Raw genomic sequence first — 23,875 nt, 5'->3', positions numbered from 1 at the left:
GGTCTCCCCGCATCGGCCGGGCCTTCGGGAGCGGACGAGGACCCGGGAGCGACGGGGGCACGACACCGACAGAACACCCGTGCGACGGGGGCACGGAAGCGACGGAGACACGGGCGCGGCGGGGGCACGGGAGCGACAGGGACACGGGAGCCACTCGGTGCCGTGGGCGACCATTCGGGTGATCCGGCGCACGCCGCGATGCCGCGAGTGACCAGGGAACACGGGCCATTCGAGCCCTGCCCACGCTCACCGTGATCGATTCGGAGTGGCAGCCTGACGGTGGCGGGCAGAGACTGGATTTCGACGGATCGTGATCAGGAAAGAGCACGTCCTTCCAGGAGATCGAATGGTGGAGCAGTCCCCCGAGGTCCATATATCCGGGCCGGACGCAGGAGCCGTCATCCGGCGCAGCGACGCCGGCCCGACGAGGACGGAATTCGAGGCGAAACTCGCGGAAACGCTCGCGGACCTGATATCCGCGGACAGCGTTTCGGTCGACAGCCATTTCTTCGACGACCTCGGCGCCAACTCCCTCGTCATGGCTCAGTTCTGTGCCCGGGTCAGAAAGCGCCCGGATCTGCCGTCCCCGTCCATGAGGGACATCTATCGGCACCCGACGATCCAGAGCCTGGCCGCGGCCCTCGCAGAGGCCTCCTCCGAGGCGGTCGCCTCACCGGTCTCCCCGCCGCCGGCGGTCCCGGCGGTGCTTCCGGCACCGGCGAGCAGGCTCAACCACGTTCTGTGCGGAACATTCCAACTGCTCGCCTTCCTGGTCTATTCGCTGGTCGCCGGATTCGTCACCGCGCGCGGCTACGACTGGGTCGCGAGCGGTGCGAACGCGGTCGACATCTATCTGCGGTCGCTCCTGTTCGGGGGCATCGGATTCCTGGCCCTGTGCGTTTTCCCGGTCATCGCCAAATGGCTGCTCATCGGCCGCTGGAAACCAGGTGAATTTCCCGTCTGGGGTTTCGCGTACATGCGTTTCTGGCTCGTCAAAGTGCTCTTGCACGCGAATCCGATGATCCTTTTCATCGGAAACCCCCTGTACGTGCTGTATCTGCGGGCACTCGGCGCGCGGATCGGAAAGGGCGTCACGATCCTGTCCCACGCGGTCCCGGTCTCCACGGACCTGCTCACGATCGGGTCCGGCACGGTGATCCGGAAGGACGCCTTCTTCCTCGGTTACCGGGCGCACGCGGGGCATATCGAGATCGGCCGGGTCACGCTCGGACGGGACGTGTACATCGGCGAGAAGACCGTCCTCGACATCGACACATCGATGGGCGACGGCGCACAACTCGGCCACTCGTCCTCGCTCTACCGCGGCCAGGCGGTCCCGGACGGTGAGCACTGGCACGGAACCCCGGCGCAGCCCACGGACATCGACTACGTGCGCGTCGCGCCGGCCGACTGCGGCAGCGTGCGCCGCGCCTGGTTCGGCCTCGTCACGGTGCTTCAGCTGTTCTTCCTGTACATACCGCTGGCCATCGGCGGAATGTACATGCTGTTCAGCGCGGTCCCGGCGCTCGGCGACCGGCTCGACCCGCAGCTGGCCGAGGTCAAGCGGTCGGAGCTGATCCCCGACGCGCTGCTCCTCTCCTTCGCCCTGTTCTTCGGCTTCGTCGTCCTCGGGCTCGCCGCCCTGTGCGTCGTGCCGCGGCTGCTGGGCCTGGTCGTCAAGCCGGACCGGGTGTATCCGCTCTACGGATTCCAGTACGCGGTCCACCGGGCGATGGCCCGCATGACGAACGTGAAGTTCTTCGCCTGGCTCTTCGGTGACAGTTCCTACATCGTCTACTACCTGCGGGGCATCGGATACGACCTGTCCCGGGTCGAGCAGACCGGCTCGAACTTCGGCACCGAGGTGCAGCACGAGAGTCCCCTGCTGGTCACCGTCGGCAGGGGGACGATGGTCGCCGACGGGCTCTCCATCGTCAACGCGGACTACTCCAGCACGTCCTTCCGGGTGTCCCGGGCGACGATCGGCCCGCACAACTTCCTGGGCAACAACATCGCCTACCCCACGGGCGGCAGGACGGGCGACAACTGTCTTCTCGCCACGAAGGTGATGGTGCCCCTCGACGGTGAGATCCGCGAAGGCGTGGGCCTGCTGGGCTCGCCGTGCTTCGAGATTCCCCGGTCGGTGGAGCGGGACACGCGGTTCGACGACCTGAGGACCGGCGAGACGCACCGCAGTCGTCTCGCGGCCAAGAACCGCTACAACCTCCGCTCGATGGCCTGCATGCTCTTCGTGCGGTGGCTGCAGACCTTCGCGCTGACGCTGTTCGCCCTCGCCACCGTGGACCTGTACGGCGTGCTCGGACACGTGGTGATCGCCGGGTACCTGGCCATCACCCTGGCGTTCTCCACCCTGTACTACGTCGTGGTGGAGCGCTGCATCATGCGGTTCCGTCGGCAGCAACCTCAGCTGTGCTCCATCTACGACCGGGCCTTCTGGCTGATCGAGCGCCTGTGGAAGGTGCCGGACCACTACCTGAACATCTACAACGGCACGCCGTTCAAGTGTCTCGTCTGGCGGATGCTGGGCGTGCGCATCGGCCGCCGGGTGTTCGACGACGGCTGCTACCTGACGGACCGTACGCTCGCCGCCATCGGCGACGAGTGCACGCTCAACGCGGGCAGCAAGATCCAGTGCCACTCGCAGGAGGACGGCACCTACAAGTCGGACCACACCACCCTCGGCACCGGCGTCACGCTGGGCGTCGGCGCGCATGTGCACTACGGCGTGACGATGGACGACGGTGCGGTGCTGGCACCCGACTCGTTCCTGATGAAGGGCGAGGAAGTCCCCTCGTACGCGCGCTGGGGCGGCAACCCGGCCGTGGACATGCCGGACCCGGCCGACCGGCCGTACGGCGCCGGCCGGAAAACGTCACCGTCTTCGATCAACGCCACTGCGGCGACCGTGAGTTGAGGAAGGCCATTCGATGGGAACGCAACGGGATGCGGACCGGGAGTTCTGGAGCCGCGCGCTGACCGCGGGCGGTACGAGTGCGGTGCCGCGGTGGGTGCGGGAACCGGTCGCGGGCGTGGCCGAGCACAAGGTGGCCGTACCCGACGACGTGGCGGAGGCGGCACGGACGCTGGTGCACCAGCTGGACGTACCGGTCAGCGCGCTGCTCCTCGCGGCGCACGCCAAGGTGCTCGCCGTGCTGTCCGGCGAGCCGGACGTGGTGACCGGTTACGCCGCCGGGGTGCGGGGCGAGCCGCTGCCCTGCCGCCTGACGGTTCCCCCCGGATCCTGGCGCGGGCTGCTGACGGCCGCTCAGCACGCCGAGGCCGAGGTGCTGGAGCACCGGGAGTTCCCGGTGGGCGAGCTGCGGCGGGAGCTGGGCCTGACGGAGCCGTCGTACGAGGTGGTGTTCGGTCCCCGGGAGGCCGAGGACGCACCGGTCGCCGGCGGTGTGCTGCGGGTGCGCTGGTGCGACCGGGACGGCCGGCTGAGGCTGCGGCTGCGCTACCGCACGGACGTCCTCGACGCCGCGGCCGCGGCCCGGATCGGCGACTACCACCTGACGGCGCTTCGGCTGATGACGGCCGACGTGGACGCCGAGCACGCGCGGCAGAGTCTGCTGTCGGCGGACGAGGTTCGCGAGCAGCTGGAAGGGCTGGCCGGGCCCCGCCGGGAGCTGCCGGACGCCCGGGCCCACGAGCTGTTCGAGCAGCGGGTGCGCGCGCATCCGGACGCGGTGGCGGCCGTGCACGGCGAGCAGGAGTGGACGTACGCGGAGCTGAACGCGCGCGCGAACCGGCTGGCGCGGGCGCTGCTGGCGCGAGGGCTGGAACGCGAGGACGTGGTCGCGGTGGTCACCGAGCGCCATCTCGACTGGCTGGCCGCGACGTTGGCGGTGTTCAAGGCGGGCGGTGCGTACCTGCCGATCGAGCCGCACTTCCCGGCCGGTCGTATCTCGGCAACGTTGTCACGCGCGGGCTGCCGTCTGGTCCTGACCGAGGACGGCAGCACCGCCACCCTCGACGAGGCGCTGACCACGCTCCCCGGAACGGAGAAGCTGCTGATCGGGGCGGCGTACCGGGAACCGCACGCCGACGACGATCCCGGGGTGCGGGTCGACCCCGATCAGCTGGCCTACATCTACTTCACCTCCGGCTCCACCGGCGAGCCGAAGGGCGCGATGTGCGAGCACGCGGGCATGCTCAACCATCTCCACGCCAAGATCGACGACTTGGGCATCGGCGAGGGATGCGTGGTGGCGCAGACCGCGCCGCAGTGCTTCGACATCTCGCTGTGGCAGCTGGTGTCCTCGCTGCTGGTGGGCGGGCGGACGCTGCTCGTCGGCCAGGACGTGATCGTGGACGTGGAGCGGTTCGTCGACACGCTGGTCCGCGGCCGGGTCGCCGTGGCGCAGGTCGTGCCGTCCTATCTGGAGGTCGTGGCCGCGTATCTGGAGCAGCACCCCCGCGCGCTGCCGGACCTGCGGTGTGTGTCGGTGACCGGTGAGGCCCTGAAACGGGAGCTGATCCAGCGCTGGTTCGCGATCCAGCCGGAGATCAAGCTGGTCAACGCCTACGGCCTGACCGAGACGTCGGACGACACCAACCACGAGGTCATGGACGCCGTACCCGAGCGCGTGCTGCTGGGGCGTGCCGTCAACAACGTGCGCGTCTACGTCGTCGACGAGCAGCTGGCGCTGGTGCCGCTGGGCGCACCCGGGCTGATCGCGTTCTCCGGTGTCTGTGTGGGCCGGGGGTACGTCAACGATCCCGAGCGGACCCGCGAGGCCTACCGGCAGGACCCGTACCACCCGGGCGAGCGGCTGTATCTGGGTGGTGACTGGGGACGCTGGCACCCCGGCGGCAAGCTGGAGTTCCTCGGCCGCCGCGACAACCAGATCAAGATCCGCGGCTTCCGGATCGAGATCGGTGAGATCGAGAACGCCCTGCTGAAGGTGGACGGGGTCCGCGACGGCGCGGTGGTCTGCGCCGAGCTGGCCGGCCAGAACAAGCACCTGATCGCCTTCTACACGGGCTCGCGGCTGGAACAGCACGTGCTGCGCGACGCCCTGGGTGCCACCCTGCCGGGCTACATGGTCCCCTCGGCCTTCCACTGGCAGGCCGCCCTGCCCCTGACCGGCAACGGCAAGATCGACCGGAAGGCGCTCACCGCCCTGGCCGCGCAGGCGGAACCGGCCGCGCCCGGCGACGCCGCCGCGGAGCCCGAGCGTGCCCCGCTCACCCCGACCGAGCGCAGACTGGCGGCCGCCTGGGCCGAGGTGCTGGGCGTCCCCGAACCGCAGATCGGCCGCAAGGACCACTTCTTCGACTCCGGAGGCACCTCCCTGTCGGCGGTCAAGCTGACCATCGCGCTCGACCGGGCGGTGTCCCTCAAGGACATCACCCGGCACCCGGTCCTCGCCGACCTCGCCACCCTGCTCGACGGCACGGGCCGCCAGCACCCGGAGCTGCTCCAGCCGCTGTCCCAGGCGGGCGGTGCGGCGCAGTGCGCCCTGGTGTGCTTCCCCTACGCGGGGGGCAACGCCGTCAACTACCAGCCGATGGCGAGCGCGCTCGCGGGCAGCGGTGTGGCCGTGCTCGCGGTGGACCTGCCCGGTCACGACCTGGCCTCCCACCACGAGCCGTTCGCGTCCATCGAGGAGGTGGCGGAGCGGGTCACCGCCGAGATCGCCGCGCGGGGCCTCACCCGGGTGATGCTGTGGGGGCACTCGTCGGGCACAGCCCTGGCCGTCGAGACGGCCAGGCGGCTGCACGAGCACGGCGTGGACGTGACGCGGGTGTTCCTCGCCGCGCAGCTGCTCGGCACCGTCGCCGAACGCAGCGCCGCCATCGGTGAGCTGTCGCGCCTCGACAACGCCGAGATCGCCGCACGGCTGACCGCGGACAGCGGCTACACCGAACTCGCGGAACTGAACGCACACCACGCCGAGCACATCGGTGCCGCCTACCGGCACGACTGCGTGTCCGCGCACCGCTACTTCCGTGACGCCCTGGAAACCCCGCCGGCAATGAAGCTGCCCGCCCCGGTCTCAGTGGTCGTCGCCGCCGACGACCCGCACACCGTCGGCCACGCCCACCGCCACCGGCAGTGGCTGCTCCTGGCCGACCACGTGGACCTGCACGAACTCCCCGACGGGGGCCACTACTTCCCGCGTACCCGGCCGGCCGAGGCAGCACAGGCCGTCCTGGGTGTCGTCGCGCCCCTGGCCTCCTCCTGACCCCCCGTACCGACTGCAGACGGGCAACCGAAGGGAAACCGAGATGTCGTCCTCACCTCTGGCAGCACCGCTCGACGTGGAGCTGCGGCCGGACAGACCAGCGATCCTGCACGTCGAGTCCCCCGGTGACGCGGCGAGTTGGGCGGCCCAGTACCGCGAGTCGCTGCGCGCTCAGGTCACCGAGCACGGAGCGCTCGTCGTCCGCGGCCTCGCACTGCGGGACATCGGCCAGGTCGGTGCCGTCTTCGCGGGCCTGGCCGACGGTCTCATGACGGAGCGGGAGGCCTTCGCGCCCCGTGAGGCGTACGGGCCCGGGCTGTACGCCTCCACGACCTGGCCGGCCAACCAGCCGATGTGCATGCACCACGAGCTGAGCTACACGCTGGACGTTCCCGGTCTGATGCTGTTCGCGTGTCTGACCGCGCCCGATCAGGGCGGGGCGACGGCGGTGGCCGACGCGGAGGAGATGCTCCGGGCGCTGCCCGCAGATCTGCGGGAGCGGTTCGAGCGCGAGGGCTGGATCCTGACCCGCAGCTACAACGACGAGATCGGGGCGTCCCTGGAGGAGTCGTTCGGCACCGACGACCGCGCCGAGATCGAACGCTACTGCCGGGAACACGCCATCGACGCCACCTGGGGGCCCGACGGCTCCCTGCGCACCCGGCAGCGCCGCAGCGCGGTGGTCCGGCACCCGGTCACCGGCAGGAGCTGCTGGTTCAACCAGATCGCCTTCCTCAACCAGTGGACGCTGACGCCGGAGGTGCGCGAGTACCTGGTCGACGAGTACGGCGAGGACGGGCTGCCGTTCAACACCCGCTACGGGGACGGCACCCCGATCGGCGAGGACGTCGTCGAGCTGCTCAACACGACCTACGAGCAGCACACCCGACGTGAACCCTGGCAGGCCGGCGACCTGATGCTCGTCGACAACATCCGCACCGCGCACAGCAGAGAGCCCTTCACAGGGGAGCGGCAGGTCCTGGTCGGCATGGCCGAGCCCCGCCGCCTGGCCGACGGCCGCCCGGCCGCGGAAGGAGGCCGGCGATGACCCAGACGGTGTCCCCCTCCACCCGGCGGGCCACGGCCCGCCCGGCTTCGGTACCGACGTTCTCCGTGATCTCCGGTGAACAGGTGCAGCAGGCGCTCAGCGGGCGCGAGAAGGAGATCGTGGACCTGATCGAGGCCACCTACCGGCTGCACGGCGCCGGGGACTCGGTCAACCCGCCCTCGTACTTCCTGCGTTTCCCCGACCGCCCCACCGCGCGGATCATCGCGCTGCCGGCGTCGGTCGGCGGCTCCGTCCACGTGGACGGCCTGAAGTGGATCTCCAGTTTTCCGGAGAACGTGAAGGCGGGGCTGCCCCGGGCCTCCGCGGTCCTCATCCTCAACGACCCGGACACCGGCTACCCGTTCGCCTGCCTGGAGAGCTCCATCATCAGCGCGACCAGGACCGCGGCCTCCGCCGCGCTGGCCGCCGACTGGCTCAGCCGCACCCGGACCCGCCCGACCCGCGTCGGCTTCTTCGGCACGGGCCTGATCGCCCGCTACATCCACACCTTCCTGGCCGGCACCGGCTGGACGTTCGACACGATCGGCGTGCACGACGTGTCACCCGACAGCACCACCGGCTTCTGCGGCTACCTCAAGCAGGCCGGGAGCACTGCCGAGGTCACCGTCCACGACAGCGCCGAGGACCTGATCCGCTCCAGCGACCTGGTGATCTTCGCGACCGTCGCGGGCGAACCCCACGTCACCAGCCCGGCCTGGTTCGACCACAACCCCGTGGTCCTGCACATCTCCCTGCGCGACCTCTCCCCCGAGGTCCTGCTCCACGCGGCGAACTTCGTGGACGACGTCGAGCACTGCCTGAAGGCCGACACCTCCCCGCATCTGGTCGAACAGCGCACCGGCAACCGCGACTTCCTGAACGGCACGCTCAACGACGTGATGCTCGGACGGGCCGCCCCGCCGGCCGACCGGCCCGTGATCTTCTCGCCGTTCGGACTCGGCGTCCTCGACCTCGCCGTCGGCAAGTACGTCTACGACCAGGCAGCCGAGGCCGGGAACCTGCGCCTCATCGACGACTTCTTCCACGACCTGCGCCGGTACGGCTGAGGCCGCGAACCCTCAGCCCTGGCACCAGGAGGACCACCGTGCCCGTCATATCCGCTCCCCATGACTTCAACGAAGGCCGTCTCTTCGTGGACCTGAAGTCGATCTTCGGACACCCCCTCTACCTGAAGTGCGAGGGCTTCAACTTCGCCGGCTCCATCAAGTTGAAGGCCGCGAACGAGATGGTGGAGAGCGCCGAGCGGGATGGGGTCCTGACGCAGGACTCCATCCTCGTCGAGTCCTCGTCGGGGAACCTGGGCGTGGCGCTCAGCATGATCGCCGCGAGCAAGGGTTACCAGTTCCTGTGTGTGACGGACTCCCGGTGCAACCTGTCGACCAGACTGCTCATGGAGGCGCTGGGCAGCCAGGTGCACGTCGTGGCCGACCTGGACGCCAACGGCGGCTTCCTGGGCACGCGCATCGACTACGTCCGCGGGCTGTGCGAGTCCGACTCCCGGTATGTGTGGCTCAGCCAGTACACCAACCCCGGTAACTGGCGGGCCCACTACCGCACGACCGCCCGCGAGATCGCCCAGCACTTCCCGCGCCTGGACGTGCTGTTCGTCGGGGCCGGCACCGCCGGAACCCTGATGGGCTGCGCGCGCTACTTCCGGGAATGGCACCGCCCGGTACGGATCGTCGCGGTGGACGCCGTGGGTTCCGTGGCCTTCGGCGGCAAACCGGGACGCCGGATGATCCCCGGCCTGGGCATGAGCATGGTCCCGCCGCTGCTCGACGAGTCCTACGTCGACGAGGTCATCCAGGTGGAGGAGGCGGACACCATCCGCACCTGTCACCGGCTGGCCCGGCGCGGCTTCCTGTTCGGCGGCTCCACGGGGACGGTGGTCAGCGGTGCGACGGACTGGCTGGCCCGGCACGACACCCGCGGCCTCACCGCGGTCGCCATCGCGCCCGACCTCGGCGAGCGCTATCTGGACACCATCTACCAGACCAACTGGCTGCAGGATCTGTACGGCGAGCAGATCCTCGACGCCGAGCAGCTGAACACGGCACCGCCCCGGGAGAAGCCGGCGCCACGGGAGCCGGAACGCCGGCCGAGATCGTAGCGGCGCACCGGCGACGGCCACCGGTACGGCGGCGGACACCCCGCACAGGGGCGGACGCGGCCGTACCGGCGCTCCGGGCCAGGGCGGTCGAGGCCAGGGCGATGCGGACCCGGCGGCCCGGGCTACGGCTGTCCGGAGCGCCCGTCAGGACGGCGGCTTCGCCTCTCCCTGCACGGCCTTCAGGTCGGCGAGGAGTTCGGCCTGCCCGGCCAGCACCCCGGACAGGATGGTCCTCGCCACCCGCAGCAGCTCCGCCACATGCGGGCTGGTCAGCGAGTAGTACACGGTCGAGCCCTCCTTGCGGGTCTTGACCAGGTTCGCCCGCCGCAGCACGGCCAGCTGCTGCGAGAGGTGCGCGGGCTCGATGCCCACCTCGGGCAGCATCTCGGCCACCGCGTGCTCACGCTCGCTGAGCAGTTCCAGGACGCGGATGCGGGCCGGGTGACCGAGGGTTTTGAAGAACTCGGCCTTCAGCCGGTAGAGCGGCGTACTCACCCGGCCGTCCCCTCCCCGGCACAGCGGCACGGCCCCACGGGCCGGTTCCCGGCCTCTCGTGTCCACCCAGTCGTCACAAGCATGTGCACATCCTCGCCTGTGCGACCCCCCAGGCCGAATCGTGAGGTCTTTTGCACCGGAATCACCCACTGCACCACCCTGCGGCGCTGGTCAGAGGGGCAGGGTGATCCAGATGCTCTTGCCGCCGCCGTCGGCGTCCGCGCGGACGACCGCGGTGCCGCCCAGGCCGAGGACCAGCTCCATCACCGTGCGGAGACCGGCGCCCGTGGTGCCCGAGGTGCCGGTGGCGGTGACCGCTCCGTGGAGGGGCGGCCGGTAGGGGTGGCGGTCGTGGACGGCGAAGGCGAAACAGTCCCGGCCGGCCGCGTAGACGACGGTGAGCTGGGGGGACCGGACGGCGGCGTGCCGGACGCTGTTGGTGACCAGTTCGCTCAGGACCAGCAGGGCCGGGCCGACGGCCGGGTGGCGCAGGCCGATGCCCCACTCGGTCAGGGCCAGCTCGGCGGTCTCCCGGGCCATCCTGACCGCGGACGGCTCGGTGGGCAGCGTGAGCACGTGCCGGTAGGGAAGGGCTTCGAGCTGCGTGGACATCAGCCCTCCGTGCTCCGGGCGAAGCGGAAGCCGCCCACCGTCCGCGGGCGGACGAGGACGAGCGTGTCGTGCGGCCCGTACACCCAGCCGGGCAGGGTGCGCCGGTAGTGGGCGGCCTCGTCGGGGTCGGTGACCAGCTCGGCGGGCCCGGTCGCGGTCACCGTCCAGCCGGTGCCGCTCGCCGCTCCCACCTCGTCCACCTGGTACGTCACCGACGCGGGCAGCGCCGTGGCCGGCACCGGCGTCCGTACGATCAGCCGGCCGTACTCCCACACGTGCCGGCCGGGCCGTACGACCGCCTGCTCCCGCTGCACATGGACCAGGCGGCCCAGGCTGCTGCCCTCCAGCAGCCACAGGGCCTCCGGGCCGGAGACCTCGGTCATGCGGAGCACGTCGGGACGGATGCTCATCGGGCTGCCTTCTCGCTCGTCTCTGTGCCGCTGCGGACCGGGACGGCCGCCAGGACACCGCTCGACTCCAGGTGATCGCGCGCGGCCCGGATCGCCTCCGGTGTGGTTTCGTACTCCCCGCCCTCGTTCCGCAGCAGGTCGAGCGCGCCGACCGAGTCGAGGACCTGCCGCTGGCCGGTACGTATCCCGGAGGCCAGGACGCGGATGCCGCGCCGCCGCAGCTTCTCCACCGCGTCCTTGAGGACCAGGGCGCCGGTGGCGTCCATGGTCGAGACCCGGGACATCCGCAGGATCACGACGCGTACGTCGGCGACCTCGGTCAGTTCGAGCAGGAAGCGGTGGGCGGCGGCGAAGAACAGGGGCCCGTCGATGCGGTAGGCGACGATGTGCTCGGTGAGCAGGGCGTGTTCCTCGGCGCTGTGGTCGCCGTGGTCCAGCGGCACCTGGTCGAGGCGGGCCTGCTTGGCGACGGCGCGCAGCGCGAGGGCGCCGGCCACGACCAGGCCGATGATGACCGCGTAGACGAGGTCCAGCGCCAGGGTGGCGACGGCGGTCAGGACGAGTATCAGCGCGTCGGAGCGGGTGGCCCGGGCCATCGCCCGCAGCGAGCCCACCTCGACCATGCGGATCGCGGTGGCCAGCAGGACACCGGCCAGCGCGGCCAGCGGGATCCTGGAGACGAGCGGGGCCGCGGCGAAGACGATGCCGGCGAGCAGGGCCGCGTGGGTGAGGGCGGCGAGGCGGGAGCCCGCGCCGGTGCGGACGTTGACCGCGGTCCGGGCGATGGCGCCGGTGGCGGGCACGCCGCCGAAGAGCGGGGCGGCGATGTTGGCGAGGCCCTGGCCGAGCAGCTCCCGGTCCGGGTCGTGTTGCTGGCCCACCGTCATGCCGTCGGCGACCGAGGCGGACAGCAGGGACTCCAGCGCGGCGAGCGCCGCGACCGCGATCGCGGGGGCGAGGAGGGAGCCGAGCGAGCCGAGGTCGAGGAAGGCGAGGGAGGGTGCGGGCAGTCCGGCCGGCAGGTCGCCGATCGGCTTCGCCGCGTCCAGGTGGGCCAGTTGTGCCACGACGGTGGCGGCGATCACGGCCAGGATGGAGAACGGCACGGTCGGCCGCCACCGCGCGCCGAGCAGCATGGCCACGGCCACGGCGGCAGCGAGCGCGACGGCCGTCCAGTTCGGGGAATTCGCGAACGCCTCGACGGCCCGCCAGGTCACGACCAGGACCCGGTCGCCCTCGGGTTTCGGCACGCCGAGGGCGTTCGGGAGCTGCTGGAGTCCGATGACGCAGGCGATGCCGAGGGTGAAGCCCTCCACGACCGGGGCGGGCACGTACCGCATGTACTTCCCGGCCCGCAGCACGGCGAGGCCGACGAGCATGACCCCGGCCATGAGCCCGACGGTGAGCACCCCGGTCGGCCCGTACTTCCCGACGATGGGGACGAGTACGACGGTCATGGCGCCGGTCGGGCCGGACACCTGCAGATTGGATCCGCCGAAGACGGCGGCGAGGGCGCCGGCGACGACGGCGGTCGCCAGGCCGGCCGCGGCGCCGAGCCCGGAGGAGACACCGAAGCCGAGCGCGAGCGGCAGCGCCACGATCGCGACGGTCAGCCCGGCGAGCAGGTCCCGCCGGGGATCGCGCCGCGCCTGGTCCAGGTCGGCACGGCCGGGCAGCAGCGAGGCGACACGGGCCCACGCGCGGCGCGGCGACACGAACGGAGCGGATGAGGCGGACGGGGTGGACGAGGTGGTCATCGGGCGGTGACCTCGCCTTCCCGCAGCTCGGCCAGCAGTTCGCTGCGTCCGGCGAGCATCTCGGTCAGGATCCGTCGCGCCGCCCTCATCAGGTCGGCCACGTCCCCGCCGGCCAGTTCGTAGACGACCGTCGAGCCGTCCCGCGTCGAGGTCACGATGCCCGAGCGGCGCAGCACCGCGAGCTGCTGCGACAGGCTGGACGGCTCGACCTCGATGGCGGCCAGGAGGTCCCGTACCGGCTTCGGTCCGTCCTGGAGCAGTTCCAGCACCCGTATCCGCACGGGATGCCCCAGCATCCGGAAGAACTCGGCCTTGGCCTGGTAGAGCGGAACGGACACAGGCCCCTCGGCTTCCCGTACGAGCCCCGTCCGGGGCGGAGATCCAGGGCTGTGCCCGCGGCTACCTGCGGACACAGCCAACATAGCATCTAACCAATTGCGAAATTTTGCAATTCCGCATCCTGCTGATGCCTGGGTGATCCCGTCGAGGGGGAGGCAGGAGAGAGGTCAGGCCTTCTTGACCACGCTGGACTTGAGCTGCATGGCTCCGAAGCCCTCGATCTTGCAGTCGATGTCGTGGCCGTCGACTCCGTCGACAAGGCGGATGTTGCGCACCTTGGTCCCGGCCTTGATCCCCGAGGGGCTGCCCTTGACCTTGAGCGCCTTCACGACCACCACGGTGTCGCCGACCTGCAGGACATTGCCGACGGCGTCCTTGACGACACGCTCACCGGCGGCGTCACCGGCCTCGGCACCGTTCTCGGCGGGAACCCATTCGTGGCCGCACTCGGGGCACACGATCAGGGCGTCCATTTCGTAGGTGTACTCGCTGGAGCACTTGGGACAGGGAGGAAGATTCTCGTTCACCTGCTCAGCGTATCCGGCTTTCCACCTCGGACGATCCGCCGCTCAGCCCGGCGGGAAGGCCCGGCCGCCGGCGTACGACGGCTCGCGTTCGCCGCCCGGTACGGCGGTTCGGGGGCCGTGGCCACCCCTGCGGCCAGCCCGAGCCAGAGGAGGAAAGCGAGAATGAAGACGCCCTCCACGAGCAGCGAGAGCGGTCCGTAAGGCACTTCCCAACCGGGCTCGTAATAGCCGTGCGGCAAGCCGACGGTGCGCGACAGCAGGAAGCCGACGATCATGCCGCCGCTGACGAGCGCCCCGGCCAGCCACGCGGCCATGGGCCGCCTGAAGGCGGTGAGCGACGCCGCCACGACCAGCATGGCGGCGCTGCCCAGGGCGAACAGGACGCCCACGTAGAACTTCTCCTCAAGGTGATCGGGGATCAGGAGCGTGTGCAGCGCCGTGTTGCCGAGCGCACAGCACACGCCCACTCCCCTCAGGGTGATGTCGGTGGCGTGGGTGGAGTTCATGGTGACTCCGGTTGTTCCCGAGCGGAGGTGCTACCGCTCTCCCCTGACGGCGATCTGGTTCATGAGGATCGATCCCTATGTATCCATACGGGCGAGCGAGCTCGGCGGATTGCCCCCGTCGGCGGGGTGGTACGTGCGAGAGCCGACGATCAGCCCTGGTGCGGATTCGGCTTCAGCACCGCGAACAGCGCCTCCCCCGGATCCGCCAGCCACGCGACCCGTCCGCCGTCGGGCACGTCCACGGCGGGCATGACCACCGTCCCGCCGCCGCCCTGCGCCGCCGCGACGGCCGCGTCGACGTCCACGACGGCGAAGTAGGGCAACCAGCGCGGCTCCTCCCGCTCGCCCGGCAGGGGGGCCACGCCGCCGAAGGACCCGTTCCCCTGGTCGGCATCCCCGACGCCGACCACCCAGTACGCCATGCCGGGTGCGTGCAACTCCTCGGCGCGCCAGCCGAACAGGCCCTGGTAGAAGCGGAGGGCCGCCTCGGGCTCCGGCACGTGCAACTCCACCCACACCAGGGCGTCGTTGTCCGACACCGTCTCCAGTCCCCTCGCGGACTGCAGGACGGCGAACCGGGCGCCCTGGGGATCCGTGAACTGGGCCAGCCGCCCCTCGCCCAGGCTCAGCGGCTCGACGCGCACGCTGCCACCACCGGCCACGACCTCGCGGGTGGTGGCGTCGATGTCGTCGCTGCGGAAGTAGGTGATCCAGGCCGACCGGGCCCCCTCCTCGGTCAGCCGTCCCATCGCGGCGACCGTCTTCCCGCCCTTCTGGAAGAGGCCGTATCCGCCCGCGTCCGGCCCGGCGGACACGAACTCCCAGCCGAAGACGGCGCCGTAGAACGCGGCCGCCGCGTCCGTGTCCGGGCTGCCGAGGTCGATCCACATGGGTGACCCGGTACGGAAGTCGGTGCCGATCAAGGGATACCTCCTGCGAGTCCGGTAGGCGGACCGTCACTATGCCGACCTCGTGGCCACAGCCCCGCACGCGACACCTGTTCGCGGGCTCTCCGTCACCCGCATACGATCCAATCGTGGGAGATATTCCAGACAAACTGATCGCATTGGAACGATCCGCCGAGATCGAACGCGCCAAGCTGGCCGGCCTCACCGGCGCCGCGTACGACGCGCAGCGCGGTCGCTGGTGCGAGGCCTACGAAGCCGTGCAGTCCGCGATCACCGCGCAGGTGGCGGCGACCGGCGAGGACCGGGACAGACTGGAGGAGGCGGTCAAGGCGGCGGTACGGCGGGCGCAGGAGGACCCCGCTGTGGAGTAACCGGGCATGCGTCCACCGCCACCCCGGTCCAGGCTCGGCTCATGACCTCTGCACCCCCCGTCGTGATCTACCCGCCCGCCGAGGACGGCGGCCGCCGGGTGCGCGTCGGAGACCGGTTCGTGGGGATGGCGTACACATTGCTGGACGTCGCCGAGTTCCTGTCCCGGGCCGGGGTGGCGGACATGGAGGCGTCGGACGTCGCGGCCGCGGAATGGATCGAGTGGCGCGGCGGCGGCCCGCAGGCGTGGCAGCGCTAGGCAGATCCCGCGGAGGGGCACCGGCCCGCACGCGTCGGCTCAGCGCCAGTCGAAGGCCTTCACCGGGGGCGTGCCGAGGCTGCTCTCCTTACTGACCCAGAGCATCCGGTTGCCGTGCAGATGCATCGTGTACGGCTTGTCCGCTGTCACCCGCAGGCGGCGCCGCGCCACCACACGGCCGTCGGCGGGGTCGAGCACGTGCGCCGTGCAGCTCCAGTCGACATGCCCCTCGTTTTCGTGTTCGAAGTGGCGCAGGGCGACGACATGGCCGCGGTGGCAGGCCAGCGCGTCGATGCCCCAGCCGTCGTCCCACGTCCACTGGTGCCGGCCCGTCGACAGTGAGAAGCCGGCGAGATGGGTCAGATAGTCGTGTTGCGGCAATTTGACGAACGTGATCAGCGTGTCCCCGGCCCATGTGACCAGGCGCCGTGCGTCGTCGAGGACCCAGGTGGCGTACGGCACTGTGGTGCCGTGGTCGCCGGGCGGCGAGATCTCTGTGGCGTTGTTGCCGTCCGCGTCCAGCCGGAGCAGACAGTTCGGGCCACGACGGCCCTCGCCCTCCACGGCGAGCAGCAGGGGGTCCACGGCAACGACCCGTACCCGCTCGACGGGGCCGTCGACGGGCAGCGGCTTCTCCCAGTGCACGGTGCCGTCGGCGGCGGCGACCGACCTGACGGTGGCAGTGCCCGCGTGCGACGTGACCAGAACGAGCCGATCGCTTCCGGCGCCGATCTCGGCCTCGTCGGCGGGGCCGTGCGGCACGGTCCATGCCGGCCGGCCCGTACGGATGTCCAGGGCGACGACGCTCGCTCCCGTGGCGACCATCGCCCGGCCCCCGGACAGGGCGACAGTGCCGGACCTGAGACGGGAGCCGCTGTGCCAGAGCCTGCCGAGGTCCTGCCGCGCCGACCACAGTTCCTTGCCCGACGCCACGTCGAGGGCGGTGACCGTGGCCTTCTCCCGTCCGCCGGAGACGTCCGGCCGATGGGCCAGTAGCCCGACACCGTCCACGACCTCGTCGGTCATGGCCAACAGCACGTCGCGGCCGGGCACTTCCCAGGTCCAGCGCCGCTCGCCGGTCTCGGTGTCGAAGGCCCGCAGCCGGTCGAAGGCAGCCCTGACGACGAACCCGTCGTACAGCCAGGTGCCCAGCGTCTCGGCCTCGGCGGGACCGTTGTGCCGGGCCTGCCACGCCGGTTTCAGCGCGCGCCACCGCCGCTTCGGAAGCCATACCGATTCCGGCGCCTTGTCCTCGTACATGCGTCTCCCACCCCAGAAGAACCGATGCCGAGGGCAGCGTAGGGGGTCAGCGACATGTCAGCGCCGGGTCAGCGGCTCCTGGCACTGTTGTGCATGTGAACGGCACGACGGGAGACCGGAGGCCGGGAACAGGGAGAGGTGCCCGGAGTGGTTGATCGGGGACCAGCGAGCGCGTCTCGAGGTCGGGCCCACGCGGCCCACGCAGGTTCGAATCCTGCCCTCTCCGCACCGATCGATGCACGCACGTGCCGGACCGCAACCGGTAGATTGTCGGCGGCGGAAGAGGAGCACGCGTGCCTGAGCGCAACATCGAATTCGGCAAGTACGGCGCCCGTGGCATCAAGGGGCACGAGGCGGTCGCGCGCCGGCTCGACGCGCTCGCCGGGTTCGTCGCCACCCCCATCACGGCCCGGCGCGGTCTGCTCGCCCGGCTGCACTACCTGACCCGTACCGAGCACGCGCGCCAGGCGGCCCGCGAGGCGGGCCTGACCGTCACCGACCGCACGCTCAAGGCATGGCTGGACGGCAGGCGCAGCCCCTCGAAGCAGAACCTCGAACGCATCGAGACGGCCTACCGCACCGTGCGCCGCCACAACGTCGCCCGCTACCTCCTGGCCCGCCTCAGCCGCGAAGGCCGCGGCACCCGTGTCGAGTTCCACCCGCTCAACCAGTCCCAGGTCGACCGGCCACGCCAGCGCGTCGTCTCCTACCGCACGCTCAACGTCCGCCACTGGGACCGCATCGTCCGGGCCTGGGCCGACGACGACATCCAGGCCCTCGACGACGCCTGGGTCAGCGACGCGGTGGTCGACCTCGGCTCGGAATGGGGCCAGTACGAGTACGTCACCAACATCGGCTTCGCCGCCTAGATCATCGATTCCGACGGGCCGGCGATCGTACGAGGTGAGCGAGCGGAGGGTGACCTGCCCGGCGATCATCTACGGCGTCACGCGGGGGCGTCGGCGTCGGAGCCGACGGTGTAGACGTCCTTGACCTTCACCTCGGTGACGCCGCGTCCCTCGGGGAACACCGCGCGCCAGTCGCCGATGACGTGCAGTTCGTCGGTGCCCATCGCGCGGACGACCATGAGGCCCTCGTCGTAGGCCCGGTGGGCCTTCCACCACAGGTTCACGAAGGCCTGGGAACGGATGAGGTGCATCCAGTCGGTGCGGTACAGCTCCCGGTTGTAGTTCGACTCCCCCATCGTGGAGACGAACTTGGAGTACATGGCCTTGATGTACTCCAGCGTCACCTCGTCGTCCTCGGCGATCGCCCGGTCGCGGGCGTCCTTCAGCGTGACGCGGAACTTCTCCAGCAGGTTCTCCGTGGCCCCGGAGGTCCAGGACTCGTGGATCTCCGGCGGGTCGCACAACGCGTACTTCGGGCCCGACAGGCGCAGCAGGAGGCGCAGGGTCGGTTCGGTCACCCAGAGCGGGCCCGGTTCGTCCCTGCTGCCGAGGGGGTTGGGCAGGTGGGCGTCGTGGTCCCAGTCGGGCGGGGTGATCAGGTGCACGCCGGCGCGGCGGCGGTCGTGGTGGTCGCCGGTGGAGTGCTCCAGCTGGCCGATCGGCAGGTGGGTCTTGAGCGCGGAGAGGTAGGCGCCGTTGACGTCGAGCGCGGTCACCTCGTGGGCGCCGGGCGGGAGTTCGGACCTGGCCCACTTGGGGCGGGCCTCCCAGATCTGGTCGGCGCCGCGGGCGGTCTGCTTGCGCAGGATGTCGGGCAGCCACGGGTGGGCGACGACGTCGTACCGCCCGCCCTTGCGGGTCTCGTCCAGCAGCGTCATCGCGTCCGGGATGGCCCGCTTCACGAGCGCCGCGGTTGCCGCCTCGACGTCACCGGAGTGCTGGGCGAGGGCGGCCGCGACGGCGGAGCCGATCGGGTCCGGGGCGTCGGCGGTCTTCAGGCGGCGCCCGACGGGTACGACCTTGACCCCCGTCGCCGCCGCGCCCCTACCGTCGGCAGGCCGAGGCGAGCGTTGCTCCGGCCCGGGCCGCCGCACCGGCGGCTCCGGCTGCGCGGGCCCGGCCGTGCCGCACTCGGCGGGGTCCAGGTGCTGGGGGAATCCGGCGACTTGATGGCGGGCCAACTGCCCGCACAGCACGCAGGGTTGAGGGGAGGAGAGAGACTCGACGTCGTCGTCATGGCCGACGTGACCCTCGGCGTCCGCCGGGCCGTTGACCACGGACTCGTGGAACTCTGTCCCCGCCGCCTCGTCGACCGCCGGTTCCCCCGCCTCCCCGGCCGGTGCCTCGTCGCCCCGCGCCTTCTCGGCCATGAGGTCGGCCAGCCTGGCGCGGGCTCCCTCCAGGAAGTACGCGTACCTCTCGCGGACTTCGCCGCTCGGGTCCCGTCCGGACTCCCAGCCGCCGACCGTGGACGGGCTGACGTTCAAGGCCTTGGCCAGTTGCGCGCGCGAGAGGTTCAGCTCCTCACGCAGCGCGCGGCGCTGCCCGGCCGGTGGCAGCGGGACCTCCTGTCTGGCGCCGGCGAGCAGGGCGTCGATCGCGTCGAAGTCCTTCATCACGACCTCCCGTCCTGAACGGCGGCCGGGCGTGCGGTGGTGGCGTGTCTGCCGGGAGTACGGCGGCCTTCACCGGGCAGCGACTCCGTAGCCCGGGTGGGGCCGGCCAGGAGGTCCAGCGCGTCGATGCCGTAGTGCGCGGCGACCGCGTCACAGTCCGCCAGGCTCCATGCGGCGCTGCCCGACTGACGGCGGCTCACCTGGGCCTGGCTCACGCCCAGGGCGCCGGCGAGATCGGTCTGCGACTCACCGGTCGCGTGCAGCAGCGCGGCCACCGCGGACCGCACTCGGTCGTCCAGGCTCATACCCACGGGGTCGAAGGTATCACCGATCACTCATGGGTTATGCGTTTCCCGCATGGCGTCCTGGTGCGGGCGGGGATCAGGGCAGGATCGCGTCCACGTATCCGCCGTCGACGCGCAGGGCTCCCCCGGTGGTGGCCGACGCCTGGTCGGAGCTGAGGTAGACGACCATGTGGGCGATCTCCTCGGGCTCGATGAGCCGTTGCAGCAGCGACTGCGGGCGGTACATGCGCATGAAGGCGCGCTGGGCCTCGTCCCAGGACAGATCGCGGTCGACGAGTTCGTACACGAAGTCCTCGACACCGCCGGTGTGGGTGGGCCCGGCGATGACGGAGTTCACCGTGACGCCGGTGCCCGCCGCCTTCTTGGCGAAGCCGCGGCTCACCGCGAGCAGGGCGGTCTTCGACATCCCGTAGTGGATCATCTCCGCGGGAATGGCGATCGCCGAGTCACTGGCGATGTACTGGACGCGCCCCCAGCCGCGCTCGGTCATGCCCGGCAGGTACAGCCGGGTCAGCCGTACGGCGGCCAGGACGTTGACCTCGAAGTAGCGCCGCCACTCCTCGTCGGTGATCTCCAGTGGGTCGGCGGAGCCGAAGATGCCGAGGTTGTTGACGAGGATGTCCACCCGCGGGAGCGCCTGTGCCACCCGCTCCGCGCCTTGCTCACTCGTCACGTCCGCGGCGAGGGGTACGAGATCGGCTCCGGGTACGTCCTTGGCCAACAGGCCGACGCTCTCGGCCACTCGCTGCTCGTCGCGCCCGTTGATCGCCACGCGTGCGCCGGCGCGGGCGAGCCCGGCGGCGATGGCCGCGCCGATGCCCTGCGTCGAGCCGGTGACCAGGGCGGTGCGTCCCGTCAGATCGATGTGCATGGGCGAGCGAGTTCCCTTCGCGTGCGTCCGAATGCGCGATTCCATCGAATGCGTCGTTCAGTCGAATACGGCACTTCGTCGGCCCAGTGTGACCGGGTGACACATCCGAGCGGCGGAGGACATCCGCGCGATCGGGTCGATCGTGTTGAATCGCGTTGATCAGCCCTGCTCGACTCACTCGTTCGGGTCACATGGGCGTGCTCGCCTTTCCGACTGATCCCCGCGTCGGGCCCGATCGGTTGCGTCATCCCACGCGATCGTATGGTTACCCTTTGCGTCCATGAGAGCCGGCCCGGTGTACCGCGACGGCCGCGCCGAGTCTCGCGCCGGTGCGGCGATCCTGGTGCTCCTCGCCGCCCTGTTGCATCTCCTGGCCTGCGCCCACGGCCCGGCACCGGCCGCGGACTCCCTCCCGGCCGGCCCCGCCGCCGCAGTCGCCATCGCCGTCGTCACCGCGGACTCCGATGCCGAGCACGGCCCGGACCAGCACTGCTGTCACGAGGACGAGCCGACGATCCAGGCACCGCGGGACACCGACGCGGCCCTGCCGTCGGCACACCTGACCGCGTCCAGCGGAGGCGAGGACGGTTCCGTACGCGCGCCGGGACCCGGCCAGTCGCCGGCGGCCCCTCCCGGCCGAGGCGGCCTGCCGATCGCCCGGTCCCTGGCTCTGATCGGCGTGTCGCGGACCTGATCGCGCTCGGCCGCGCCCCTCGCTTCCTCCTCCCCGCTTTCACCCGGGCGCGGCGACCGATCACCACTGCCTCCCTACCCCACGGCCGGCAGCCGTCCGCTGACCGGCCGCAGGAGAAGCACGCCATGCACCCCATGCACCCCATGAACGCCATGAACCCCCCTTCCCCCGCCCCGATGTCCGCCATCCCCGACGCGCAGCCGCCGAGCAGTGTCCGGCAGCCGATGCGTACGCCGGCCGGGCTGGTCGGCGACACCCCCGTCCTCTGGATCGGGGAGCCCTTCACGGCCCCCGGTCGCGGCTTCTGGGCCAAGCTCGAAGGGCACAACCCCGGCGGTCTCAAGGACCGCGCGGCGCTGCACATGGTGCACGCGGCCCGGCTGCGCGGGCAGTTGCGGCCCGGCGCCCGGATCGTGGAGTCCAGTTCGGGCACGCTCGGCCTCGGGCTGGCCCTGGCCGGGGCCGCGTTCGGTCATCCGGTGACCGTGGTCACCGACCCCGGCATGGAGCCGTGGATGAGCGGTCTGCTGTGCGCGCACGGCGCCGAGGTCGACCCGGTCCCGTCCCCGCATCCGGTCGGCGGCTGGCAGCAGGCGCGACGCCGGCGCGTCCGGGAACTCCTCGCCGCGCATCCCGACGCCTGGCACCCCGACCAGTACGACAACCCGGACAACGTCGCCGCCTACGCCCCGCTCGCCCGCGAGCTGGCCGCGCAACTGGACCGTGTCGACACTCTCGTCGTCTCCGTCGGCACCGGGGGACACTCCGCCGGCATCGCCTCCGTGCTGCGCGGGTCCTTTCCCCGCCTGCGGGTCGTCGGGGTCGACGCGACCGGCTCGACCATCTTCGGTCAGCCCGCCGCGCCCCGCCTGATGCGGGGGCTGGGCAGCAGCATCCACCCCCGCAACGTCGCCTACGACCTCTTCGACGAGGTCCACTGGGTGGCGGCCGCGGAAGCGGTCTGGGCCGCCCGGCGCCTGGCCCGCGACCACTACGCGACGGGCGGCTGGAGCGTCGGCGCCGTCGCGCTGGTGGCGCGCTGGCTGGCCCGCACCCTGCCCGCCGACGCACGCATCGTCGCCGTCTTCCCCGACGGGCCCCAGCGGTACGTCGGAACGGTCTACGACGACTCGTACTGCCGTACGCACGGCCTGTTGGACCGGCCACCCGCCGACGACCCCGACGAGATCGAGCACCCCGGCGAGCGGACCGTCACCCGCTGGACCCGCTGCCTGCACATCACGGATCCACTCGCCCGCAACGCGGCGGCGCGGACGGCGAAGGCCGAGGCGAAGGCCGAGGCGAAGGCGACGACGCCGAACGGGGCGGCCCGATGAAGCGGCTGTGGCGGCAGATCCGTTCCTTCTCGGCCCCGGCACGGCTGTTGATGGCCAATCAGTTCGCCATCAACCTCGCGTTCTACATGCTCATGCCCTATCTCGCCGCCCACCTCTCCCATGGTCTCGGCCTCGCCGCCTGGGCCGTGGGACTCGTGCTGGGCGTGCGCAACTTCTCGCAGCAGGGGATGTTCCTGATCGGCGGCACGCTCGCCGACCGCTTCGGCTACAAGGCCCCGATCATGGCCGGTTGCCTGCTGCGCACGGCCGGTTTCGCCCTGCTCGGCTGGGTCGACAACCTGCCCGCCCTGGTCTTCGCGTCGGCGGCGACGGGCTTCGCGGGTGCGCTGTTCAATCCGTCCGTCCGCGCGTATCTGGCCGAGGAGGCGGGTGAACGGCGCGTGGACGCCTTCGCCGTGTTCAACGTCCACTACCAGGCGGGCATGCTGCTCGGTCCGCTCGTCGGACTCGCGCTGCTGGCGGCCGATTTCCGTCTCGTGTGCACGACGGCGGCGGCCGTGTTCGCCGTTCTCACCCTGCTCCAGTGGCGGTCGCTGCCCAGCCGCCACGGCCACGCGGCCGGCGCGGAGCGGGGAAGCGTGGTGGCGCAGTGGCGTACGGTCGCCGCGAACCGGCCCTTCCTGCTGTTCGCCACGGCGATGATCGGCTCGTACGTGCTGACGTTCCAGGTCTATCTGGCGCTGCCGCTCGCCGCCGCCGACGCCCTCGGCGCCGAGGGTACGGCCGTCACCAGCGGGCTCTTCGTGGTGTCGGCCGGGGTCGCCGTGGTGGGCCAACTGCGCCTGACGGTCTGGGCGAAGGACCGGTGGCGGTCGGAGCAGGCGCTGGTGCGGGGCCTGGCGACGATGGGGCTGGCGTTCCTGCCGCTGGCGCTCACTCCCCCGGGATCGTCCCTGTCGGTGCTGTGCGCGCTGGTGGTGGCGGTGGTGCTGCTCGCGGCGGGGTCCGCGGTGGTCTATCCCTTCGAGATGGACACCATCGTCGCGTTGTCCGGTGACCGCCTCGTCGCGACGCACTACGGCCTGTACAACACCGTCTCCGGCCTGGGCATCACCCTCGGCAACCTGGTCATCGGCGCGCTGTGGGACTTCGCGCTGCGGCACGACGCCGTCTGGCTGACCTGGACCGTGCTGGCGGCCACCGGTCTGGGGTGCGCGGCCTCCGTGGCCGTCCTCGCCCAGCGGGGGCGCCTGGCGGTCGGGCGGCCGCGGCCGGTCGCGACGTAGCTCCGCAGCCCGTTGCGACAAGAGATCCGATGCCGCACCCCGGCGGGGCCGCGTGACACCTGGG

Annotated in this window: 23 protein-coding genes and 1 pseudogene; 12 read left to right on the top strand and 12 right to left on the bottom strand. The window is 71.2% G+C overall.

The window, feature by feature from the left end:
- Positions 1-346: 346 nt before the first annotated feature.
- From ABZ865_RS23120 to sbnA, 5 genes are read left to right on the top strand one after another with little or no spacing between them, the layout of a single operon-like run.
- Complete coding sequence (locus ABZ865_RS23120; protein ID WP_361233275.1) at positions 347-2,935, top strand: Pls/PosA family non-ribosomal peptide synthetase; 2,589 nt, start codon at positions 347-349, stop codon at positions 2,933-2,935.
- Positions 2,936-2,948: 13 nt separating this feature from the next.
- Entirely contained in the window at positions 2,949-6,212 is a 3,264-nt protein-coding gene (locus ABZ865_RS23115) for an amino acid adenylation domain-containing protein (protein WP_361233272.1), read from the top strand.
- Between the two features lie 43 nt (positions 6,213-6,255).
- Entirely contained in the window at positions 6,256-7,260 is a 1,005-nt protein-coding gene (locus tag ABZ865_RS23110; RefSeq protein WP_361233269.1) for a TauD/TfdA family dioxygenase, read from the top strand.
- On the top strand, positions 7,257-8,327 hold the full coding sequence (sbnB, locus tag ABZ865_RS23105) for a 2,3-diaminopropionate biosynthesis protein SbnB (protein WP_361233267.1): 1,071 nt from the start codon (positions 7,257-7,259) through the stop codon (positions 8,325-8,327). The genes ABZ865_RS23110 and sbnB overlap by 4 nt, the downstream gene beginning before the upstream one ends.
- Positions 8,328-8,365: 38 nt before the next feature.
- Positions 8,366-9,391, top strand: a complete 1,026-nt coding sequence (gene sbnA / locus ABZ865_RS23100; RefSeq protein WP_361233264.1) for a 2,3-diaminopropionate biosynthesis protein SbnA — start codon at positions 8,366-8,368, stop codon at positions 9,389-9,391.
- Between the two features lie 144 nt (positions 9,392-9,535).
- Here sbnA and ABZ865_RS23095 read toward each other — a convergent pair whose 3' ends face one another.
- The 8 genes from ABZ865_RS23095 to ABZ865_RS23060 all read right to left on the bottom strand — a co-directional run bounded on the left by ABZ865_RS23095 (position 9,536) and on the right by ABZ865_RS23060 (position 14,960).
- Positions 9,536-9,886, bottom strand: a complete 351-nt coding sequence (locus ABZ865_RS23095) for a metalloregulator ArsR/SmtB family transcription factor (protein WP_361233261.1) — start codon at positions 9,884-9,886, stop codon at positions 9,536-9,538.
- A 171-nt stretch (positions 9,887-10,057) separates the two neighbouring features.
- A complete protein-coding gene (locus ABZ865_RS23090) occupies positions 10,058-10,498 on the bottom strand; it encodes an ATP-binding protein (RefSeq protein ID WP_361233258.1) in 441 nt (146 codons plus the stop codon).
- Positions 10,498-10,908, bottom strand: a complete 411-nt coding sequence (locus ABZ865_RS23085; protein ID WP_361233255.1) for a pyridoxamine 5'-phosphate oxidase family protein — start codon at positions 10,906-10,908, stop codon at positions 10,498-10,500. Before ABZ865_RS23085 ends, ABZ865_RS23090 begins: the two co-directional genes overlap by 1 nt.
- Positions 10,905-12,665, bottom strand: a complete 1,761-nt coding sequence (locus tag ABZ865_RS23080) for a SulP family inorganic anion transporter (RefSeq protein WP_361233252.1) — start codon at positions 12,663-12,665, stop codon at positions 10,905-10,907. Before ABZ865_RS23080 ends, ABZ865_RS23085 begins: the two co-directional genes overlap by 4 nt.
- Complete coding sequence (locus ABZ865_RS23075; RefSeq protein WP_361233249.1) at positions 12,662-13,003, bottom strand: metalloregulator ArsR/SmtB family transcription factor; 342 nt, start codon at positions 13,001-13,003, stop codon at positions 12,662-12,664. The genes ABZ865_RS23080 and ABZ865_RS23075 overlap by 4 nt, the downstream gene beginning before the upstream one ends.
- 168 nt (positions 13,004-13,171) lie before the next feature.
- Positions 13,172-13,531, bottom strand: coding sequence for a zinc ribbon domain-containing protein YjdM (locus ABZ865_RS23070; RefSeq protein WP_361233246.1), 360 nt, complete (start codon positions 13,529-13,531; stop codon positions 13,172-13,174).
- A complete protein-coding gene (locus ABZ865_RS23065; protein WP_361233243.1) occupies positions 13,528-14,037 on the bottom strand; it encodes a hypothetical protein in 510 nt (169 codons plus the stop codon). The genes ABZ865_RS23070 and ABZ865_RS23065 overlap by 4 nt, the downstream gene beginning before the upstream one ends.
- A gap of 149 nt (positions 14,038-14,186) precedes the next feature.
- Positions 14,187-14,960, bottom strand: a complete 774-nt coding sequence (locus ABZ865_RS23060) for a VOC family protein (protein ID WP_361233240.1) — start codon at positions 14,958-14,960, stop codon at positions 14,187-14,189.
- Between the two features lie 113 nt (positions 14,961-15,073).
- Between ABZ865_RS23060 and ABZ865_RS23055 the strand changes: the two genes are divergently transcribed.
- On the top strand, positions 15,074-15,316 hold the full coding sequence (locus tag ABZ865_RS23055) for a hypothetical protein (protein WP_361233237.1): 243 nt from the start codon (positions 15,074-15,076) through the stop codon (positions 15,314-15,316).
- A 41-nt stretch (positions 15,317-15,357) separates the two neighbouring features.
- Positions 15,358-15,573: a hypothetical protein gene (locus ABZ865_RS23050; RefSeq protein WP_361233234.1), complete on the top strand. Its 216-nt coding sequence runs from the start codon at positions 15,358-15,360 to the stop codon at positions 15,571-15,573.
- Between the two features lie 39 nt (positions 15,574-15,612).
- Here the strand turns inward: ABZ865_RS23050 and ABZ865_RS23045 are convergent, their stop codons facing one another.
- Positions 15,613-16,833 (bottom strand): PQQ-binding-like beta-propeller repeat protein, encoded by a 1,221-nt coding sequence (locus tag ABZ865_RS23045; RefSeq protein WP_361233231.1) that lies wholly within the window; start codon positions 16,831-16,833, stop codon positions 15,613-15,615.
- Positions 16,834-16,965: 132 nt separating this feature from the next.
- On the opposite strand from ABZ865_RS23045, the pseudogene ABZ865_RS23040 reads away from it, so the two are divergent.
- Positions 16,966-17,059: pseudogene (locus tag ABZ865_RS23040) on the top strand.
- 67 nt (positions 17,060-17,126) lie between these two features.
- A complete protein-coding gene (locus tag ABZ865_RS23035) occupies positions 17,127-17,702 on the top strand; it encodes a transcriptional regulator (protein WP_361233228.1) in 576 nt (191 codons plus the stop codon).
- Positions 17,703-17,779: 77 nt separating this feature from the next.
- Here ABZ865_RS23035 and ABZ865_RS23030 read toward each other — a convergent pair whose 3' ends face one another.
- The 3 genes from ABZ865_RS23030 to ABZ865_RS23020 all read right to left on the bottom strand — a co-directional run bounded on the left by ABZ865_RS23030 (position 17,780) and on the right by ABZ865_RS23020 (position 20,533).
- On the bottom strand, positions 17,780-19,357 hold the full coding sequence (locus tag ABZ865_RS23030) for a helix-turn-helix transcriptional regulator (RefSeq protein WP_361233225.1): 1,578 nt from the start codon (positions 19,355-19,357) through the stop codon (positions 17,780-17,782).
- The gene (locus tag ABZ865_RS23025; RefSeq protein ID WP_361233653.1) at positions 19,357-19,662 is read right to left on the bottom strand and encodes a helix-turn-helix transcriptional regulator; all 306 of its coding nucleotides are present in this window, start codon (positions 19,660-19,662) and stop codon (positions 19,357-19,359) included. Before ABZ865_RS23025 ends, ABZ865_RS23030 begins: the two co-directional genes overlap by 1 nt.
- 76 nt (positions 19,663-19,738) lie before the next feature.
- The gene (locus ABZ865_RS23020) at positions 19,739-20,533 is read right to left on the bottom strand and encodes an SDR family oxidoreductase (protein WP_361233222.1); all 795 of its coding nucleotides are present in this window, start codon (positions 20,531-20,533) and stop codon (positions 19,739-19,741) included.
- Positions 20,534-20,813: 280 nt separating this feature from the next.
- Here ABZ865_RS23020 and ABZ865_RS23015 point away from each other — a divergent pair, with 280 nt between their 5' ends.
- The 3 genes from ABZ865_RS23015 (at position 20,814) to ABZ865_RS23005 (ending at position 23,811) form a co-directional block, all read left to right on the top strand.
- On the top strand, positions 20,814-21,227 hold the full coding sequence (locus tag ABZ865_RS23015) for a hypothetical protein (protein WP_361233219.1): 414 nt from the start codon (positions 20,814-20,816) through the stop codon (positions 21,225-21,227).
- Between the two features lie 176 nt (positions 21,228-21,403).
- Complete coding sequence (locus tag ABZ865_RS23010; protein ID WP_361233650.1) at positions 21,404-22,564, top strand: PLP-dependent cysteine synthase family protein; 1,161 nt, start codon at positions 21,404-21,406, stop codon at positions 22,562-22,564.
- Positions 22,561-23,811 carry an MFS transporter gene (locus tag ABZ865_RS23005; RefSeq protein ID WP_361233216.1) on the top strand — a complete coding sequence of 417 codons (1,251 nt, stop codon included), beginning with the start codon at positions 22,561-22,563 and terminating at the stop codon, positions 23,809-23,811. Before ABZ865_RS23010 ends, ABZ865_RS23005 begins: the two co-directional genes overlap by 4 nt.
- The last annotated feature ends 64 nt before the right edge of the window (positions 23,812-23,875 follow it).

Source organism: Streptomyces sp. NPDC047085 (genome assembly GCF_040643735.1).
Classification (GTDB): domain Bacteria; phylum Actinomycetota; class Actinomycetes; order Streptomycetales; family Streptomycetaceae; genus Streptomyces.
This window is presented reverse-complemented; position numbering and strand designations above follow the sequence as displayed.